Source organism: Serratia sp. HRI, from assembly GCF_010119335.3.
GTDB classification, from domain to species: domain Bacteria; phylum Pseudomonadota; class Gammaproteobacteria; order Enterobacterales; family Enterobacteriaceae; genus Serratia; species Serratia nevei.
On record NZ_CP083690.1, the window covers coordinates 3,628,874 to 3,647,841 of the forward strand.

Genomic DNA, 18,968 nt, shown 5'->3' on the forward strand with positions numbered 1-18,968 from the left:
TTGAAGGGCTGCCGCGGCAGCCCGGTTCACTTACTTCAACCAGCCTTTGCGCTGCGCATCCCGCAGGTGTTGCTCCATGTGGTGCCACAGCTCGGGGTGCACGTCGGCGATCGATGCATTGCGCGCCAGCACCTGCTCCAGGCTGATGCCGTTCTCTACCCAGCTCTGGCCTTCATTGTGCAGGTTCATCAGCATCGGCATGGTGCGATCCAGCAGCAAAGCGAAGCGCGCATCGGCGCTTTCGCCATCTTCATATTCCTGCCATAAAGCGGTGAAATACTCGCGCTGAGCCTCCGGCAACATGCCGAACAGACGGCGCGCCGCCGCCACTTCCTGATCGTGGATCGCCGCGCGGGCCGCCAGATCGTAGACCAGCACGTCGCCGGCGTCGATTTCCACGATGTCATGCAGCAGCGCCATCTGGATCACGCGCTGAATGTCTACGTCATCACCGGCGTAGGGCGCCAGGCTCATGGCGGCGATGGCGAAATGCCAACTGTGTTCGGCGGAGTTTTCCTGGCGCTGGGTACCCAGCACTTTGGTGCGGCGTTGCACGCCCTTCAACTTATCGATTTCCATCAGGAACTGGATGACCTGGGTCATTGAGCCGAAATCTAACGCGGGTACAGCGGATGACATGGTGTAAACCTCAAGGTGGGTGGGTTGAAGCCTGACGATTGTAGACCACCGGACGGGCGATTTCGATGGTTACACGCGTTCACATTTTTATTTTAGCGTACACGTGTACACTGGAATTATTCTCAGTTAAGCTGCTTTGCGTTAATTTCGCACAAAGCAGGGCATTTTGAGGGGTTACGCGTTATGGGGAAAACGGACGTAGTGAAAGCCGGGAACAATAAGATTGTCGCCGCGGCTTATCCGTGGGCGGAAGAGATCGCCAACAGCATCAGCCACGGCATCGGGCTGGTATTCGGTATCGTCGGCCTGGTGTTGCTGCTGGTGCAGGCGGTGAATACCGGCGCGGATGCGACGGCCATCACCAGTTACAGCCTGTACGGCGGCAGCATGATCCTGCTGTTTCTCGCTTCCACGTTGTACCATGCGATTCCGCATCAGAAGGCCAAGCATTGGCTGAAAAAATTTGACCACTGCGCCATTTATCTCCTGATTGCCGGGACTTATACCCCGTTTTTGCTGGTGGGGCTGGATTCGCCGCTGGCGAAGGGCCTGATGGCGGTAATCTGGGGGTTGGCGCTGCTGGGCGTGCTGTTCAAGCTGGCCTTCGCCCACCGTTTTGAAGCCCTGTCGCTGGTGACCTACCTGACGATGGGCTGGCTGTCGCTGATCGTGATTTATCAGCTGGTTACGCGGCTGGAGGCCGGCGGCGTCACGCTGCTGGCGATAGGCGGGGTGGTCTATACCCTGGGGGTGATTTTCTACGCCTCCAAGCGCATCCGCTTTGGCCACGCCATCTGGCACGCCTTCGTGCTCGGCGGCAGCGCCTGCCATTTCATGGCGATCTACCTGTACGTCTAAGCGTTGCCGCTACGTCTGAATGCGTATTGAACAGGCGCCTCTTTTGTTTTAAAAAAGAGGCGCTTGCTTCTTTCGGGTATCCAGCAAGCCCGTTCTTTCATTTCTGAGCCCGCATACTCTTTCTCTTAACTTTGTTCAGGACTCATCACGATGATCGTTCGCTTATCCAAAGCGCTGCTGGTCTGCGCTATCGCTTTGTTCGCTTCGCTGGTGGCCTTCGGCAATATCACCGATTACGGCTCCAACTTCGCCTTCGTGCGCCACGTCTTTATGATGGACACCATTTTCCCCGACGCCACCATCGGCTACCGTTCTATACAAACGCCGTGGCTGCATCACGCCGGCTATATTTTCATCATTGCGCTGGAGAGCCTGACCGCGCTGCTGTGCTGGATCGGCGGTCTGCGTCTGTTGAGCGGCCTGAAACTACCCGCTAAAGCCTTCAACGGCCGGAAAAAACTGGCGGTAGTGGGGCTGACGCTGGGTTTCCTCACCTGGCAGGTCGGCTTTATGTCGATTGGGGGAGAGTGGTTCGGCATGTGGATGTCGAAACAATGGAACGGCGTGCCCGATGCGTTTCGCTTTTTCATCACCATCATCCTGGTGCTGATCTATCTGGTGCAGCGCGACGGGGAGTTGGACGAGTAACGAAGACGGCCGCAGGCAGGGCGCCTGCGGCCGATGGATTATTTCTCTTCGGCCAGCGAGTACGGCAAGGGTTTGATCGCCAGCTGGCTGGCGGCATCGTCGCGCACCCGCAGCTTGCTGTCGGCGTCCAAATCGTTGTTCATCACCACCTGTACCCACAGCGTGCCGTCGGCCAGTTGGCTCGACGCCAGTACGGTGCCGGTGCGGCGCCAGTTTTCACCCAGCTGCAGCTCCAGATCTTCCGCCGCCTGCGGGGCGCGGGCCGCCTTACCTTCCAGCCAGTAGAGCGCACGCTTGTTGGCGCCGCGGAATTTGGCGCGCGCCACCATCTCCTGACCGGTATAGCAGCCCTTGCTGAAGCTGATGCCTTCCAGCGCCTGCAGATTGGTAGCTTGCGGGATCAGCTGCGCGCTGTTGGCGGCGTCGATAACCGGATAACCGGCTTCGATCTCCAGCGCCAGCCATTGGCCGCTGTCATTCAGCTCCGCCTGGTCATGCAGCTTGCCGATCAGCTGTTCGGCCACGGCAGGGCGGGTCACCAGCAGAAAACGTTCCGCCGGCGCATTGAAGTGCAGAATCGTGGTCTCGCCGTCCTGCTCCACCGGGTGTTCGGCATCCGGCAGCGTAGCGAACCGGCCCGCCAACGCGGCGCGCGCCTGGAAACCGGCGACGCCCAGCAACACCGCATCGTTATCGGCGGCGATGGTGACTTTGGAGAACACCGCGTATTTTTTGATTTCAGCCAGTTGGCTGTCCAGCACGCTGCGGCGTTCCAGATAGGCGAAGCCTTCACCACGGTGGAACAGACGCAGGTTGCTCCACATTTTGCCCTTGGCGTCGCAGTGGGCGCACAGCACGTGCCGATCGGCCGCCAGCGCGTCGATGTCCGCCGTCACCTGGCCCTGGAGATACTTCACCGTGTCCGGCCCGTTTAACGTCACCAGCGCCCAATCTTCCAGCGAGATCAGCGTCAGGGGCAGATGGGTGGAAGCGGAGGGCTGACGGGGTGGGAATGGAATGTTATGCGCCATAGTAAGTTCCTGCTTAACGTTTAGCTTACCTGAAGGGTATTGAACCCATGGTAAAAGAGGCGGCGGGCTTTGCAAACTGTTATTCGCGCCGTGGCGCCGGGGTGCGCTTTTTTTGGCATTTTGCGCTTTATTACGTTTTCCGCAGCAAAGCGCCTTCCCGGCGTGTATGTCAAATTGTTACTCTATAGGCTTGCGGCCTGGGCACCCTTGCAGACAGATCCCCGGCTGATGGAATTATATTGCGACGGCGTTGCCATACAGTGTGTCATTTGAACCCTGCGCTGGCGCTGCCGCGCTGAAAAGAGGTGAGTCATAACAACATGGATATTAACAACAAAGCACGTATTCACTGGGCTTGCCGCCGTGGCATGCGCGAGCTGGACATCTCCATCATGCCGTTCTTCGAATACGAATACGACAGCCTGAATGACGCGGACAAGGCGTTGTTCATCCGCCTGCTGGAGTGCGACGATCCCGATTTGTTCAACTGGCTGATGAATCATGGCGCGCCGCAGGACAGCGAGCTGCAGAGAATGGTGACCCTGATCCAAACGCGAAATAAAGACCGTGGCCCAGTGGCGATGTGATATCCGCATTTCCTGGCGCACTCAGCTGTTTTCCCTGTTGACCCACGGCGTTCTGATCCTGCTGATCCTGATTTCGCCCTGGCCGGAAGGCTTTGGTCCGCTCTGGCTGGTGCTGCTGACGCTGGTGGTGTTTCAGTGCATTCGCAGCCAGAAGCGCATCGCCGCGGTGCAGGGCGAGCTGCGGCTGTTGGCGGACCGGCGCTTCAGCTGGCACGGCCGCGAGTGGCGGCTGGCGAAAAAACCGTGGATGCCGGGTTACGGCATGCTGCTGACGCTGCAGCCGACGGAGGGCAAAAAGCGCCGCCGGCTGTGGCTGGCTTCCGACTGCATGAGCAAAGAGGAGTGGCGCCACCTGCGGCAGCTGTTGCTGTATCCGCCGGTGGGTGACGGCGAGGAGGCCTGATGAAACCCGTACTCTGGTTGGTGGAGGATGAACCCAGCATTGCCGATACGCTGGTTTACACGCTGGAGAGCGAAGGCTTCGAAGTCCGCTGGTTCGAACGCGCGGAACCGGCGCTGCAGGCGCTGGCGCAAGGCGCGCCCGCGCTCGCTATCCTCGATGTCGGTTTGCCGGATATCAACGGCTTTGAATTGTGTCGCCGCCTGCTGGCTCAGGCGGCCGACCTGCCGATTCTGTTTCTTACCGCCCGCAGTGATGAAGTGGATCGCCTGATCGGGCTGGAGATCGGCGCCGACGACTATGTCGCCAAGCCGTTCTCCCCTCGCGAGGTTAGCGCCCGGGTGCGCACCATTTTGCGCCGCCTGCATAAGCAGCAGCGCCTGCAACAGAGCACGCGCTACCATTTCGGCGCTTTCACGCTCGACGAAGACGCGGCCACCATCTCCTACCATCAGCGGCCGCTGCCGCTGACCCGTTACGAATACCTGCTGCTGAAAACGCTGCTGTTGGCGCCCGGACGGGTGTTCTCGCGGCAGCAACTGATGGAAAGCGTTTGGGCGCAGGCGGAAGAAAGCCTGGATCGCACCGTCGATACCCACATCAAAACGCTGCGCGCCAAGCTGCGTGCGGTGGAGCCCGGTGAACCGCCCATCCACACCCACCGCGGATTGGGCTACAGCGTGAGCCGCCAGCCATGAAAATTGGCCTGCGCCTGCTGCTGGGGTATTTTCTGATCGTGGCGGTGGCCGGGTATTTCGTGCTGAGCATTTTCGTCCAGGAAGTGAAGCCCGGCGTGCGGCGCGCTACCGAAGGCACGCTGGTGGACACCGCTAACCTGCTGGCGCAGATCGCCCGTCAGGACATGCAGCGCGGCGATGCGGCGCATGGTCAACTGGCGCAGGCGTTTACGCAGCTGAACCAGCGGCCGATCGGCGCCAATATCTCCGGCATCCGCAAGGATCGCAGCGAATACCACGTCTATCTTACCGATGCCCAGGGGCGAGTTATCTTCGATTCTGCCGGCCGCGCACAGGGGCAGGACTATTCGCGCTGGAATGACGTTTATCGGACACTGCGCGGCCAGTACGGCGCCCGCAGTACCCGCAGCGACCCGCAGGATGAAAACAGTTCGGTGATGTATGTGGCCGCGCCGGTGATAGAACAAGGGCGTATTATCGGCGTGCTCACCGTGGGCAAACCCAACAGCACCATGGCGCCGGTGATCAAACGCAGTGAACGGCGCATTCTGTGGGCCGGCGCATTGCTGCTGGGGATCGCGCTGCTGATCGGGGCGGTATTCGTCTGGTGGATCACCCGTTCGATAGGCCGGCTGGTACGCTATGCCGACGGGGTGGCGCAGGGAGAAAACGCGCCGCTGCCCAAAGTGGGCGGCCGGGAACTGACGCAGCTGGCGCAGGCGCTGGAGAGCATGCGACTGAAGCTGGAAGGCAAAGCCTATATCGAACAGTATGCACATACCCTGACGCATGAGCTGAAAAGCCCGTTGGCGGCGATCAGGGGCGCGGCAGAGCTGTTGCAAGAGTTGCCGCCGCCGGAGACCGCCCGGCGTTTTCTCACCAATATCGAGCAGCAAAGCGCACGCATCCAGCAACTGGTGGACAAACTGCTGGTGCAGGCGCGGCTGGAGAGTCGGCCAGATATGGAGACCGCGCCCATCGCGATCGCGGCGCTGATCAGCCAGACGATGGCGGGCAAAGAGGTACAGGCGACGCAGCGCGGCGTCAGGTTACAATTGGAGGCGCTGGCAGAGGTGACGCTGAACGGCGATGCGTTGCTGATCAGCCAGGCGCTGACCAACCTGCTGGACAATGCGATCGACTTTACCCCGCCGGGCGGTTGCGTCAGCGTGCGAGGCGAACGGCGGGAACAGCATTACTGCATCAGCGTTTGCGATGACGGCAGCGGCATTCCGGACTATGCGCTCGATAAGGTGTTCGAACGTTTTTATTCGCTGCCGCGCGCCGAACGGCCGAAAAGCAGCGGGCTGGGGCTGAACTTCGTGCAGGAGGTCGCCCGTCTGCATCATGGTGGCATTCACCTGCGCAACCGTCGGCCGCACGGGGTGGAAGCGACGTTGATGTTATCGCTGTGACTTCACCTTCCCTTCACATAACCACATTCTGATTTCACCTGCGGGTTTTATCGTGGCCTTATTACCTATGAGGAGCGAGCATGATGAAATCGGTACTTTTCTGGAAAATAACCACGCTGCTGGGATTGATGGTGGTGATGTTGATCCCCATCGCCCAACTGATGAGCGTGATCGACGAACGCAGCGGCTATCGGCAAAGCGTGGTCGGGCAGGTAAGCGAAAGCACCAGCGGGGCGCAGCGCGTGCTCGGCCCGTTGATTGTCATTCCCTACGTCGAACGAGAAGAGAAGAAAGACGAGAAAGGACAAACGGTAGTGCAGCGGGTGCAGCATTACCGCTATTTGCTGCCGGAGTCGCTTCAGGTGCTGGGGGCGCCGAAAGTAGAGGTGCGTAAACTGGGCATTTATCAGACGCAGGTTTACCAGGGGCCGCTGAACTTCAAGGTGCGTTTCGGCCAGCCGGAACTGGCGGATTTGCAACGTGCCAACGTGACCCTCGGCCAGCCGTTCCTGCTGGTGGCGCTGAGCGACTCTCGCGGCATCAAGAGCATTTCTCCTCTGGAAATACCGCAGCCGGTGGCGTTTGAACCGGGCACCGGCGTGGGATCGTTGCGCCAGGGGATCCACGCACCGTTGACGCTGGCGGCGCTGCAACAAAAAGAGGGGCTGAACGCCGACTTCACCCTGACGCTGGCGGGCACCAGCAGCCTGTCGCTGGTGCCGCTGGGGCGCAGCAGCGAATTGCAGCTGCAAAGCAACTGGCCGCACCCGAATTTCCTCGGCAACTTCCTGCCGGACGAACGCAGGGTGACGGAGCAGGGGTTTAGCGCTCGCTGGCGCAGCACCTGGTTCGCCAACAATATCAACAGTGCGTTCCATTACGACGATGGCATTATCGACGAGGACAAGCTGCCGGCCTTCAGCGCCAGCCTGGTCGAACCGGTCGATCACTATCAGCTGGCCGAGCGCGCGGTCAAATACGCGCTGCTGTTTATCGGGCTGACGTTTATGGCGTTTTTCCTGTTCGAAACCCTGACCGGGCTGAGGGTGCACCCGATTCAGTATCTGCTGGTCGGCGCGGCGCTGGTGTTGTTCTACCTGATTCTGCTGGCCTTCTCCGAACACCTGGGATTCGCTCTCGCTTACCTGGCGGCCAGCATCGCCTGCAGCGGTCTGATCGGCTTCTATCTGAGCGCCGTACTGCGCGGCAAGCTGCGCGGTGCGCTGTTCGCCGCGAGCCTATTGCTGTTGTACGGCGTGCTCTATTTGCTGTTGCAGTCGGAGGACAACGCGTTGGTGCTGGGGGCAGGGCTGCTGTTCGCCATTCTGGCGGGCATTATGCTGTTGACGCGCAAGCTGGACTGGTATCAGGTGGCGGATCCGGCGCGGTTGGCCAAGGAGACGCCGGCCGGAGAAGACGAGCCACGCTTTCGTCTGTGGAAATAAGCGGGGAAATCGGGCGCGCTCAGCGCCCGACAGCGGCTACAGCAGCGGCTCCATCTCCAACAGGATCTGTTCGCACCATTGCTGCAGGCGCTCTTCGCTCAGATCGTATTGGTTGACCTCATCGAGCGCCAGGCCAACGAAGTGTTTGCCGTCGGCGCTCAGCGGTTTGGGGCTGGTGAACTCGAAGCCGTCGGTCGGCCAGAAGCCGACGAACTGTACGCCCAGCGGCGCGATCTGATCGTGCAGCATGCCCAGCGCGTCGAGGAACCACTCACCGTAACCGAGTTGATCGCCCATGCCGTACATGGCGACGATCTTGCCTTTCAGATCCAGCGCCGGCAGCTGCGGCCAGATCGCTTCCCAGTCTTCCTGCAGTTCGCCGAAATCCCAGGTCGGGATACCGAGGATCAGAATGGAATAGTCCTCCATCAGCTTGGGAGAGACGTCTTTCAGGTTGTGCAGGTCGACCAGGTCTTCACCCAGAATCTCACGGATTTTTTCTGCCGCCATCTCGGTGTAGCAGGTGCTGGAGCCGTAAAACAGACCAATCTTCATGTGTAAACCGTTACGTTGCTGTTTAGAGAATTGCAGCGAGTATACCTGATTTGCGTCGGCTTAAGGCATAATGGCGCGGGTGGAAATGCAACAAAGAGAGGACCGCGTGCAACAGCAAGACAATGCGCTGATTGAACAATTCCTGGATGCGCTGTGGCTTGAGCGCAATCTGGCGGAAAATACGCTGGCCTCCTACCGGCTGGATTTGCAGGCCCTGGGCACCTGGCTTGGCCATCAAAACACCGCCTTGCTGCAGGCGCAGGCGTTGGATCTGCAGGCCTTTCTCGCCGAGCGGGTGGAGGGCGGCTACAAGGCCACCAGCTCGGCGCGTTTGCTGAGCGCCATGCGCCGCCTGTTTCAGTACCTGTATCGCGAAAAACTGCGCGCCGACGATCCCACCGCGCAGCTGGCCTCTCCCAAACTGCCGCAGCGTTTGCCGAAGGATCTGAGCGAGGCGCAGGTCGATGCGCTGTTGCAGGCGCCCTGCGTCGATCAACCGCTGGAGCTGCGCGACAAGGCGATGCTCGAAGTGTTGTACGCCACCGGGCTGCGGGTTTCCGAACTGGTGGGGCTGAGCATCAGCGACGTCAGCCTGCGCCAGGGCGTGGTGCGGGTGATCGGCAAGGGCAACAAGGAGCGGCTGGTGCCGCTGGGCGAAGAGGCGGTCTACTGGATCGAAAATTATCTGGAACACGGCCGCCCGTGGCTGGTCAACGGCCAGACGCTGGATGTGTTGTTCCCCAGCACCCGTTGCCAGCAAATGACCCGACAGACGTTCTGGCATCGCATCAAACACTATGCCATCCTTGCGGGCATCGACAGCGAACGTCTGTCGCCGCACGTGTTGCGGCACGCGTTCGCCACCCATTTGCTGAACCATGGGGCCGATCTCCGTGTCGTACAGATGTTGTTAGGGCACAGCGATCTCTCGACCACGCAAATTTATACTCATGTAGCGACCGAACGACTGAAACAGCTACATCAACAGCATCACCCGCGCGCCTGAGCGGCGGGTTCGAAAGGATTGGAACAATGAAAAAAGGTTTAATGCTGCTCTCTCTGCTGGTGGCTTCGGTGACCGGTGCCGCCCATGCCGATGACGCGGCGATCAAAAAAGCGCTCGCCAGCCTGGGCATCCAGCAGGCGGACGTGCAGCCTTCGCCGGTTAACGGCCTGAAAACCGTGCTGACCGACAGCGGCGTGCTGTACGCCTCCGAAGACGGCAAGCACATCCTGCAGGGCCCGCTGTTCGACGTCAGCGGCAAAGAGCCGGTCAACGTGACCAACCAACTGCTGAGCAGCAAGATGGACGCGCTGAAAGATCAGATGATCGTCTACAAAGCGCCGAAAGAGAAACACGTGATCACCGTGTTCACCGATATCACCTGCGGTTACTGCCATAAGTTGCACCAGCAGATGAAAGAGTACAACGATCTGGGCATCACCGTGCGTTACCTGGCGTTCCCGCGTCAGGGGCTGGCTTCCCAGGCTGAGAAAGACATGAAGTCTATCTGGTGTACCGCCGACAAGGCCAAGGCGTTCGACGCCGCCATGAAGGGCGACGCCATCTCTCCGGCCACTTGCAAAACTGACATCAGCAAGCATTACGAGCTGGGCGTGCAGTTCGGCATTCAGGGCACGCCGGCGATCATTCTGGAAAACGGCATGATGATCCCGGGCTATCAGGGGCCAAAAGAGATGGCCGCCATGCTGGATGCGCACCAGGCCGCCACCAAAGCCGGTGGTTAATCGCCGGTGAGTATTAAAACGCAACTACGCCGCCGTCCGGCGGCGGACGACACGCATCTGCCCGCCAGTTTGCCGCCGCTGCTGCGCCGGCTTTACGCCCTGCGCGGCGTGCAGGGTGAGCAGGAGCTGGAGCGCGGCGTCAAGGGCATGCTGCCCTGGCAACAGCTGGACGGCATCGACGACGCCGTCAGCCTGCTGCAACAGGCGCTGGCCGACGGTCGCCGCATCATAGTGGTGGGCGATTTCGACGCCGACGGCGCCACCAGCACTGCGCTGACGGTGCTGGCGCTGCGCAGCATGGGCGGCGCAACCGTCGACTATCTGGTGCCGAACCGCTTTGAAGACGGCTACGGCCTGAGCCCCGAAGTGGTGGAGCAGGCGGCGGCGCGCGGCGCGGAGCTGATCGTCACCGTCGATAACGGCATCTCCTCGCACGCCGGCGTCGACGTGGCGCACGCCAAGGGCATGCAGGTGCTGGTGACCGATCACCACCTGCCGGGCGAGACCCTGCCGGCGGCCGAAGCGATCGTCAATCCCAACCTGCGCGGCTGCGCCTTCCCGTCCAAATCGCTGGCCGGAGTGGGCGTCGCGTTCTACCTGATGTTGGCGCTGCGCGCCCGGCTGCGGGACAGCGGCTGGTTCGAACAGCGCGCGCTGGCGATGCCCAATCTGGCGGAACTGCTGGATCTGGTGGCGCTCGGCACCGTGGCCGACGTGGTGCCGCTGGACGCCAACAACCGCATTCTGGTGTATCAAGGGTTAAACCGCATCCGCGCCGGCAAATGCCGTCCGGGCATCCGCGCGCTGCTTGAGGTAGCCAACCGCGACGCCCGCCAGCTGGCGGCCAACGATCTCGGTTTCGCCCTCGGCCCGCGTCTCAATGCCGCCGGCAGGCTTGACGACATGTCGATCGGCGTGGCGCTGCTGCTGAGCGACGACATCGCGCAGGCGCGTATGCTGGCCAACGATCTCGACGCGTTGAACCAGACGCGACGCGAGATAGAGCAGGGCATGCAGGTGGAAGCCCTGCAGCTGTGCGACCAGTTGGAGCGCACCAGCACCGAGCTGCCTTACGGACTGGCGATGTATCACCCGGAATGGCACCAGGGCGTGGTGGGTATCCTCGCTTCACGTATCAAAGAGCGTTTCCACCGTCCGGTGATCGCGTTCGCGCCGGCGGGTGACGGCATCCTGAAAGGCTCCGGCCGTTCGGTGCCCGGCCTGCACATGCGCGACGCCCTGGAGCGGCTGGATATGCTGAACCCCGGCCTGATGATGAAGTTCGGCGGCCACGCGATGGCGGCCGGGCTGTCGCTGGAAGAGGCCAGGTTCGACGAGTTCCGCCAGCGCTTCGGCGAGTTGGTGGGGGAATGGCTCGATCCGGCGATGCTGGAAGGGGTGATCTGGTCCGACGGCGAACTGGCGATGCAGGAGCTGTCGCTGACGACGGCGGAGCTGCTGCGCGAGGGCGGCCCGTGGGGCCAGGCGTTCCCGGAACCGACCTTTGACGGCAAATTCCGCATCCTGCAGCAGCGGCTGGTGGGCGAGAAACACCTGAAGCTGATGGTGGAACCGCTCGGCGGCGGCCCGCTGCTCGACGGCATCGCGTTCAACGTGGACACCACGCTGTGGCCGGACAGCAGCGTGCGCGAGGTCGAATTGGCCTACAAGCTCGACGTCAACGAGTTTCGCGGCAACCGCAACGTGCAGCTGCTGATCCAGCATCTTTGGCCGCGCTGAGGCGAAATTGAACACAATTCGGGGATTGGGCTCTCCAATCCCCTGCATCCTTCCCGATCGCCACAAAAACTGACCAACTCGCTATAAACTGCCGCCCGGATCCGTTAGAATTAGCGGTTCCAATGGCATTCCGCCATCGACGACATCAACGTAAAAGAACGAAACCATGTTTGAAATTAACCCGGTAAAAAACCGAATTCAGGACCTGTCCGAGCGGACTGCGGTTCTTAGGGGGTATCTTTGACTATGATGCCAAGAAGGAACGCCTAGAAGAGGTCAACGCCGAGCTGGAGCAGCCGGACGTTTGGAACGAGCCGGAGCGCGCACAGGCGCTCGGCAAAGAGCGCGCCGCGCTGGAAGCCATCGTTGAAACCATCGATCAGCTGGAGCAGGGCGGCGAAGACGTCGGCGGGCTGCTGGAACTGGCGGTGGAAGCCGACGATGAAGAGACCTTCAACGAAGCGGTCGCCGAGCTGGATCAACTGATGAGCAAGCTGGATCAGTTGGAATTCCGCCGCATGTTCTCCGGCGAGTACGACAGCGCCGACTGCTACCTGGATATCCAGGCCGGCTCCGGCGGCACCGAAGCGCAGGACTGGGCCAGCATGCTGCTGCGCATGTACCTTCGCTGGGCTGAAGCCAAGGGCTTCAAGACCGAAGTGATCGAAGAGTCCGACGGCGACGTCGCGGGCCTGAAGTCTGCCACCATCAAGATCATCGGCGACTACGCGTTCGGCTGGTTGCGCACTGAAACCGGCGTTCACCGCCTGGTGCGCAAGAGCCCGTTCGACTCCGGCGGCCGTCGCCACACCTCGTTCAGCTCGGTGTTCATCTACCCGGAAGTTGACGACGATATCGATATCGAAATCAACCCGGCGGATCTGCGTATCGACGTGTACCGCGCCTCCGGTGCGGGCGGTCAGCACGTCAACAAAACCGAATCCGCCGTACGTATTACTCACCTGCCAACCAACATCGTGGTGCAGTGCCAGAACGATCGTTCTCAGCATAAGAACAAGGATCAAGCGTTTAAACAGCTGCGAGCCAAGCTGTACGAGTTTGAGATGCAAAAGAAAAATGCTGATAAGCAGACGATGGAAGACAACAAGTCAGACATCGGCTGGGGCAGCCAAATCCGTTCTTACGTGCTGGATGACTCCCGCATCAAGGATTTGCGCACCAACGTCGAAACGCGTAACACGCAGGCCGTACTGGATGGCGACCTGGATAAATTCATTGAGGCAAGTTTGAAAGCCGGGTTATGAGGAATAGAAATGTCTGAACAACAAGTACAGGGCGCCGATCAGGCGCTGGATCTCAATAACGAACTGCAGTCCCGCCGCGAGAAACTGGCCGGCCTGCGCGAGAACGGCATTGCGTTCCCGAACGACTTCCGTCGTGACTCCACCTCCGACAAACTGCACGCCGCGTACGGCGATAAAGACAACGAAGAGCTGGAAGCGCTGGGCGTAGAAGTGACCGTCGCCGGTCGCATGATGACCCGCCGTATTATGGGCAAGGCATCCTTCGTCACGCTGCAGGACGTGGGCGGCCGCATTCAGCTGTACGTCGCGCGCGACGATCTGGCTGAAGGCGTATACAACGACCAGTTCAAGAAGTGGGACCTGGGCGATATCCTCGGCGCACGCGGCAAGCTGTTCAAAACCAAGACCGGCGAACTGTCGATCCACTGCACCGAGCTGCGTCTGCTGACCAAAGCGCTGCGCCCGCTGCCGGACAAATTCCACGGCCTGGCGGATCAGGAAACCCGTTACCGCCAGCGTTACCTGGACCTGATCGCCAACGAAGAATCGCGCAACACCTTCAAGGTGCGTTCTCAGGTGATGTCGGCTATCCGCAACTTCATGGTGGAACGCGGCTTCATGGAAGTCGAAACCCCGATGATGCAGGTGATCCCGGGCGGCGCGTCCGCGCGTCCGTTCATCACGCACCACAATGCGCTGGACATCGACATGTACCTGCGCATCGCGCCGGAACTGTATCTGAAGCGTCTGGTGGTCGGCGGCTTTGAGCGCGTGTTCGAAATCAACCGCAACTTCCGTAACGAAGGCGTTTCTCCGCGTCACAACCCAGAGTTCACCATGATGGAACTCTACATGGCTTACGCGGATTACAAAGACCTGATCGAGCTGACCGAGACGCTGTTCCGCACCCTGACCGAGAAAGTGCTGGGCACCTCTCAGGTGCAGTACGGTGACGAAGTGTTCGACTTCGGCAAGCCGTTCGAGAAGCTGACCATGACCGAGGCGATCAAGAAATACCGCCCGGAAACCGATCTGGCTGACCTGGCCGACATGGGCAAAGCGGTGGCCATCGCCGAATCCATCGGCATCAAGGTTGAGAAGAGCTGGGGCCTGGGCCGCGTCGTGACCGAGATCTTCGAAGAAGTGGCGGAAAGCCATCTGATTCAGCCGACCTTCATCACCGAGTACCCGGCTGAAGTGTCGCCGCTGGCGCGCCGCAACGACGTTAACCCGGAAATCACCGACCGCTTCGAGTTCTTCATCGGCGGCCGTGAAATCGGCAACGGCTTCTCCGAGCTGAACGACGCCGAAGACCAGGCACAGCGCTTTGCCGATCAGGTGAACGCCAAAGACGCCGGCGACGACGAAGCGATGTTCTACGACGAAGACTACGTCACCGCGCTGGAGCACGGCCTGCCGCCGACCGCCGGTCTGGGCATCGGTATCGACCGCATGGTGATGCTGTTCACCAACAGCCATACCATCCGCGACGTGATTCTGTTCCCGGCGATGCGCCCACAGAAATAATTCCGTTTAGCGTGAAACCACCGGTGCAGGCAACTGCGCCGGTTTTTTTTCGCCCACCGGACTTAACCGCTTAAAACATCGACAGTTACGCGCCATCTCCGCTTGCCCGCCGCCGATAACCGGTTATAATGCCTGTCGCACACCGATGCGGGTGTAGTTCAATGGTAGAACGGCAGCTTCCCAAGCTGCATACGAGGGTTCGATTCCCTTCACCCGCTCCAAACACACTTCTCTCAACGTCCACCAAAGCCTACTAAACCCAGTAAAGACAAGTATCCCGGTAAAATCTGGTTATCTCAACGTCTACGCACATCTACCCAAATCTATACATCCATGTGTATAGTAATGAGTATAGGACGTTTGATTTACCTCGGAGCTATACACATGCCCCTCACAGACCTTGAGCTACGGCGCTCAAAGCCGCAAGAAAAGCCCTATACACTCAGTGATGGCGGAGGGCTCTCTATACTCATTGAGCCGAACGGCTCCAAGGGTTGGCGTTTTCGCTATCGTTTCGATGGCAAACCCAAAATGCTTTCCCTCGGTACATACCCCACAGTTTCACTCACCGAGGCAAGGCAGAAGCGTGATGAAGCTAAAAAGCTGGTGGTATCGGGCATCAACCCTAGCGAAGCCAGGAAGCAGCAGAAACGAGCTCGGCAAGATGTTACCGGCAATACCTTTGAGGGGATAGCGCGGGAGTGGTACGGCAAGCGGCGTGATCGCTGGTCGGAATCATACGCCGAAGAGATGATGAAAACGTTTGAGAGCGATGTTTTCCCATACATCGGCCAGCGGCCAATTGCCGAGATAAAGCCAATGGAGCTTATGGGGACGCTTTCTAAACTGGATGAGCGCGGCGCAACAGAGAAATTGCGCAAGGTACGCCAGCGGTGCGGGGAGGTATGGAAATATGCCATCGTCACCGGTAGGGCTGAATATAACCCAGCTCCGGATCTCGCCAGCGCGTTCTCACCGCATAAAAAAGAACACTATGCCTTCCTATCAGTTTCCGAGCTGCCCGAGTTTTTCCGCGTCTTTAATACATACACTGGCAGCCAAATCGTTAAGTTGGCTATGCGTCTGCTTATTATCACAGGAACCAGGCCTGGAGAACTGCGTAAGGCTGAATGGTCGGAGTTTGATTTTGATAAGCGGCTTTGGGAAGTTCCACCCGAACGCATGAAGAAGCGCCGCCCTCATTGCGTACCACTATCCGACCAGGCGATTAGCATTCTGGAGCAGCTAAAACCCCTGACGGGCCATTACAGCTACGTGTTTCCAGGCAGGATTCACCACAGCAAGCCAATCAGTGAAATGGCTATGAATGTGCTGGTTAGGCGCATTGGTTATGCTGGGCGCGTCACAGGGCACGGCTTCCGCCACACAATGAGTACTATTCTCCATGAACAGGGGTATAACACCGCTTGGATTGAAACCCAACTGGCTCACGTGGATAAGAACAGCATTCGTGGAACCTACAACCATGCCCAGTATCTGGATGGCCGGCGGGAGATGCTTCAGTGGTATGCAGACTACATGGACACCTTGGAGAAAGGCGAAAATGTCGTACACGGCACATTTGGACTACGAGCATAACTGGATGCATAGACAGTTATAGTAGACCGCAGTAGACTTGCATAGATTACCAAAGAATAGGCTATGTCTAGGCTGATCCCCGAAAACCCGTACACCTCTACGGACTGGCATAGCCGCCAAAATTAGAGGACGCGAGGTGGCGTATGGGAAATAATTTAAATATCCTTGCTGATCTGGAGGCAAAGGAGCAAGAGTTTATTTCGGTCAGAGAATTGTTTGAACGCATTAGACTCCTACAACCTCATGTTACTGATGCAGAAATAGCTAAGTGGCTTTCTTGGTTGACAAAAAACAGGCAGTTGCCTGAGTTTGTTTGGCGAAACAGACGTGGGGATATTGAGCCTACCGAATGGAATGAGGATCCTGAGTTTGACCGTCTTCTCGATATAGTCTTGGAGGATGGGGCCGTGCCTATAGTAAGGATTCAATCGAGTGTAAATAAAATTCCTTCTGGTTTGATGGCGAGTAATCCATCAGAGCCACCAATGGACTTTGATGATGATATTCCTTTTTGATTTGGAGGGTTAAATATGGCTGGTGGCTGGGGTAGTGTAGATAATACAAAAGCTGATTATTTTGATAGCTATGGCTTCAGACGTGATGAGTTGGCGAATTTTTTAGAGGGTACAGGTGTTTTCTTGCACATACCCTTAGATGAAATTAAAGAAAGCATACGACTTGAATATGATGAATTTAATTGTATAGAGGAAAAAGTGTCACTAGAAAAACTCATGCAAGAGAATGAGTCTTTAAAAGAAAAAAATAGAAAGCTTTCAGCTGCGATTCCTTTGTTACTAGGGAAGTATAGGAGTGATGATCCATTGCTGTTAGCTATAGAAATACGGAATAAAGAGTGGGAAAAATACGATCCGGAAAATGATAGAGCTACTCGCGGAAATCAAGATGCCATCATCACGTATTTACAAAACAAAGGTTATACAAAGAGACAGGCAGAGTCTATAGAACTGGTTGCCTGCCCGATAAAGAGATAGTAACCCTAGGGGCAAGGGTGTTCTTCTTGCCCCCTAGGGCTAATTAGGCTTACCCTCAGGGTAGTTATTCAAAACGATATTGCAACTTACCCTCAACCCTAAGGGTAAGTTGAGTATAAATACCCTCATGCCTGAGGCTTTGAATCTTTCTCTTTTTTTTGTGCGACGATATGTCTTGTAAACGACAACAGACTTTACGAGGTATATATGACTCAATCACTCATTCGGTTGCATGATGTTCAGCGTCGCACAGGCTACAGTAAGGCATGGATCTATCATCTTATGTCTCAGGGAAAGTTCCCCCCATCCGTAAAAATTGGTACTCGTGCCATTGCTTTTGTTGAAAGTGAAATTGATGACTGGGTCAATCAACGCATTGCTGAATCCCGCAAGGAGGTTTCCTGATAAAGAACATCGGGAGTTCAGATTTTGCGGGTGCTTGCGGGGAGTTGCATTCAATATTCACCGGCAGCAATGAAAAGCTTTAGCGAGGGATAACTAATGGATATTGAAAAAACGGCCAACACTGGTCGGGGACAAACACATCATAAAGAAAGTAAAAGCGATATTAACGGCAGCAGCTTTGCATCTTTGGTGCCGGTCTCTCATGGGCGGATAGGTGGGCGTGAAAGTAATATTGTGAGCGCGAAGGCATTACACAAAACACTGGGTGTAGGCCGTGACTTTACTAACTGGATTAAAGGCCGTATTAGCCAATATGGATTTATAGCCACTGCCGATTATATGTTTGTTGAGAGTTTGAGCGCGCCAAAACGGGCGAGCGCAAAAGCCAGGCAACAGCTCGAACATGACTACCTGATAACCCTGGGTATGGCTAAAGAGTTGGCAATGGTTGAACGTAATGAGCAGGGGCGTGCCGTTCGCCGTTACTTCATTCAGTGCGAAGAAGCATTACAGCTCAGTGCGCCAGAAGTGGCCGCCCAGTTCCGTCGCCAGCTTAAGGCTCGCATAGGTGCAGCTAACCTGTTTAAGCCAATGTGTGTCGCTTTGGATACTGCCCGCGCTGAACAGGGTAAGCAGACGCTACAGCACCACTACAACAATGAAAGCAACATGATTGCCAGGATTGTGCTGGGTGGGCTGTCAGCTAAGCAGTGGGCTCAGGTTAACGGAATTGACGGCGATCCGCGTGACAGCATGAACGCGGAGCAATTGGAGCACCTTACCTATCTGGAAAGCACCAACATAACGTTGATCGAGTTAGGGCAGGACTACCACCAGCGCAAGGCAGAACTGGCGCGATTATCACAACGTTGGATGGCGAAACGTTTAGGGGCAGAGCATGCATAACCACGCTTCCAGCCAGAAAGATGCCTTTCCCCTAGGCGGTATCCATTACTGTTCCGCTGGTGGATTGGCACAAATGAAGAAGGGCTGCACTGCTAATGTAACCCTTCGGGGTCATGACTCAAATTTGAGCTATGAACAAAATCAGTATGTTACCAATCTACTGGGTAACCAATTTTCATTAGGTCGAGGTGCTCAACCCTTTGGTTCAATTCCTTCTTTACGCAATCTATCTCGGCAAGAATCTTTAACCCATGAGCTGAAATTTCCCTGCCCAGCAATGGTGTTAATTTGTTCAAGTAGTGAGTCTTCAAAGCGTATGTGCTTCATCGTGCTGCCTTTGCGGTCAAACGCCTTTTTTTCTTTTTCGTCTTGCATTGGTAGTTACCGGTATTATAATGGTGATACAAATGGTAACTACCGCTTTGTGGTAAATCAATATCATTTTGTAAATACAGCGAAGCCCGGTAGTGGTGGAACACTAACCGGGCCTCTTACTACCAACGATAGAA

The 18,968-nt window shown here is 57.6% G+C and carries 21 protein-coding genes and 1 tRNA gene; 18 read left to right on the forward strand and 4 right to left on the reverse strand.

The features are described from left to right. Window positions 1-30 precede the first annotated feature (30 nt). Window positions 31-639 (reverse strand): HD family hydrolase, encoded by a 609-nt coding sequence (locus GF111_RS17370; RefSeq protein ID WP_025304127.1) that lies wholly within the window; start codon window positions 637-639, stop codon window positions 31-33. A 183-nt stretch (window positions 640-822) separates the two neighbouring features. On the opposite strand from GF111_RS17370, the gene GF111_RS17375 reads away from it, so the two are divergent. After that, window positions 823-1,497 (forward strand): hemolysin III family protein, encoded by a 675-nt coding sequence (locus GF111_RS17375; protein WP_038871224.1) that lies wholly within the window; start codon window positions 823-825, stop codon window positions 1,495-1,497. A gap of 150 nt (window positions 1,498-1,647) precedes the next feature. Then, window positions 1,648-2,145, forward strand: coding sequence for a DUF2165 family protein (locus tag GF111_RS17380; RefSeq protein ID WP_038871226.1), 498 nt, complete (start codon window positions 1,648-1,650; stop codon window positions 2,143-2,145). Window positions 2,146-2,183: 38 nt separating this feature from the next. Here GF111_RS17380 and ygfZ read toward each other — a convergent pair whose 3' ends face one another. Then, entirely contained in the window at window positions 2,184-3,176 is a 993-nt protein-coding gene (gene ygfZ / locus GF111_RS17385; protein ID WP_147190254.1) for a tRNA-modifying protein YgfZ, read from the reverse strand. A gap of 320 nt (window positions 3,177-3,496) precedes the next feature. Between ygfZ and sdhE the strand changes: the two genes are divergently transcribed. The 5 genes from sdhE (at window position 3,497) to creD (ending at window position 7,721) form a co-directional block, all read left to right on the forward strand. After that, complete coding sequence (gene sdhE / locus GF111_RS17390) at window positions 3,497-3,763, forward strand: FAD assembly factor SdhE (RefSeq protein WP_019455657.1); 267 nt, start codon at window positions 3,497-3,499, stop codon at window positions 3,761-3,763. Beyond that, the gene (locus GF111_RS17395) at window positions 3,744-4,166 is read left to right on the forward strand and encodes a protein YgfX (protein WP_047729923.1); all 423 of its coding nucleotides are present in this window, start codon (window positions 3,744-3,746) and stop codon (window positions 4,164-4,166) included. Before sdhE ends, GF111_RS17395 begins: the two co-directional genes overlap by 20 nt. Continuing rightward, window positions 4,166-4,861: a two-component system response regulator CreB gene (creB, locus tag GF111_RS17400; RefSeq protein ID WP_055316660.1), complete on the forward strand. Its 696-nt coding sequence runs from the start codon at window positions 4,166-4,168 to the stop codon at window positions 4,859-4,861. Before GF111_RS17395 ends, creB begins: the two co-directional genes overlap by 1 nt. After that, on the forward strand, window positions 4,858-6,276 hold the full coding sequence (creC, locus tag GF111_RS17405) for a two-component system sensor histidine kinase CreC (protein WP_102779448.1): 1,419 nt from the start codon (window positions 4,858-4,860) through the stop codon (window positions 6,274-6,276). The genes creB and creC overlap by 4 nt, the downstream gene beginning before the upstream one ends. 80 nt (window positions 6,277-6,356) lie before the next feature. Further along, window positions 6,357-7,721: a cell envelope integrity protein CreD gene (gene creD / locus GF111_RS17410; protein WP_055312418.1), complete on the forward strand. Its 1,365-nt coding sequence runs from the start codon at window positions 6,357-6,359 to the stop codon at window positions 7,719-7,721. A 36-nt stretch (window positions 7,722-7,757) separates the two neighbouring features. On the opposite strand, the gene fldB is transcribed toward creD, so the two are convergent. Then, window positions 7,758-8,276 carry a flavodoxin FldB gene (gene fldB, locus GF111_RS17415; protein ID WP_038871234.1) on the reverse strand — a complete coding sequence of 173 codons (519 nt, stop codon included), beginning with the start codon at window positions 8,274-8,276 and terminating at the stop codon, window positions 7,758-7,760. Window positions 8,277-8,382: 106 nt separating this feature from the next. On the opposite strand from fldB, the gene xerD reads away from it, so the two are divergent. The 11 genes from xerD (at window position 8,383) to GF111_RS17470 (ending at window position 18,459) form a co-directional block, all read left to right on the forward strand. Beyond that, window positions 8,383-9,282 carry a site-specific tyrosine recombinase XerD gene (gene xerD, locus GF111_RS17420; RefSeq protein WP_038871248.1) on the forward strand — a complete coding sequence of 300 codons (900 nt, stop codon included), beginning with the start codon at window positions 8,383-8,385 and terminating at the stop codon, window positions 9,280-9,282. Window positions 9,283-9,308: 26 nt separating this feature from the next. After that, a complete protein-coding gene (dsbC, locus tag GF111_RS17425) occupies window positions 9,309-10,025 on the forward strand; it encodes a bifunctional protein-disulfide isomerase/oxidoreductase DsbC (protein ID WP_038871236.1) in 717 nt (238 codons plus the stop codon). A 6-nt stretch (window positions 10,026-10,031) separates the two neighbouring features. Then, the gene (gene recJ, locus GF111_RS17430) at window positions 10,032-11,765 is read left to right on the forward strand and encodes a single-stranded-DNA-specific exonuclease RecJ (protein ID WP_038871239.1); all 1,734 of its coding nucleotides are present in this window, start codon (window positions 10,032-10,034) and stop codon (window positions 11,763-11,765) included. A gap of 166 nt (window positions 11,766-11,931) precedes the next feature. Beyond that, a protein-coding gene (gene prfB, locus GF111_RS17435) for a peptide chain release factor 2 (protein WP_096242572.1) occupies window positions 11,932-13,030 on the forward strand; the annotation gives its coding sequence in 2 pieces (ribosomal slippage) (window positions 11,932-12,006 and window positions 12,008-13,030; 1,098 coding nt in all). A gap of 9 nt (window positions 13,031-13,039) precedes the next feature. Further along, a complete protein-coding gene (gene lysS, locus GF111_RS17440) occupies window positions 13,040-14,557 on the forward strand; it encodes a lysine--tRNA ligase (RefSeq protein ID WP_033649459.1) in 1,518 nt (505 codons plus the stop codon). Between the two features lie 147 nt (window positions 14,558-14,704). Then, window positions 14,705-14,778 (forward strand) — tRNA-Gly (locus GF111_RS17445). Between the two features lie 163 nt (window positions 14,779-14,941). Beyond that, entirely contained in the window at window positions 14,942-16,156 is a 1,215-nt protein-coding gene (locus tag GF111_RS17450) for an integrase arm-type DNA-binding domain-containing protein (RefSeq protein ID WP_047729928.1), read from the forward strand. Window positions 16,157-16,299: 143 nt separating this feature from the next. Beyond that, window positions 16,300-16,671, forward strand: coding sequence for a hypothetical protein (locus GF111_RS17455; RefSeq protein WP_047729929.1), 372 nt, complete (start codon window positions 16,300-16,302; stop codon window positions 16,669-16,671). Between the two features lie 15 nt (window positions 16,672-16,686). Beyond that, complete coding sequence (locus tag GF111_RS17460) at window positions 16,687-17,148, forward strand: hypothetical protein (RefSeq protein WP_047729930.1); 462 nt, start codon at window positions 16,687-16,689, stop codon at window positions 17,146-17,148. 207 nt (window positions 17,149-17,355) lie between these two features. Continuing rightward, on the forward strand, window positions 17,356-17,553 hold the full coding sequence (locus tag GF111_RS17465) for an AlpA family transcriptional regulator (protein WP_071845363.1): 198 nt from the start codon (window positions 17,356-17,358) through the stop codon (window positions 17,551-17,553). Window positions 17,554-17,649: 96 nt separating this feature from the next. Further along, complete coding sequence (locus GF111_RS17470) at window positions 17,650-18,459, forward strand: antA/AntB antirepressor family protein (protein WP_047729931.1); 810 nt, start codon at window positions 17,650-17,652, stop codon at window positions 18,457-18,459. A gap of 192 nt (window positions 18,460-18,651) precedes the next feature. Here GF111_RS17470 and GF111_RS17475 read toward each other — a convergent pair whose 3' ends face one another. Next, window positions 18,652-18,834 carry a DUF3950 domain-containing protein gene (locus tag GF111_RS17475; protein ID WP_071845364.1) on the reverse strand — a complete coding sequence of 61 codons (183 nt, stop codon included), beginning with the start codon at window positions 18,832-18,834 and terminating at the stop codon, window positions 18,652-18,654. Window positions 18,835-18,968: the final 134 nt, after the last annotated feature.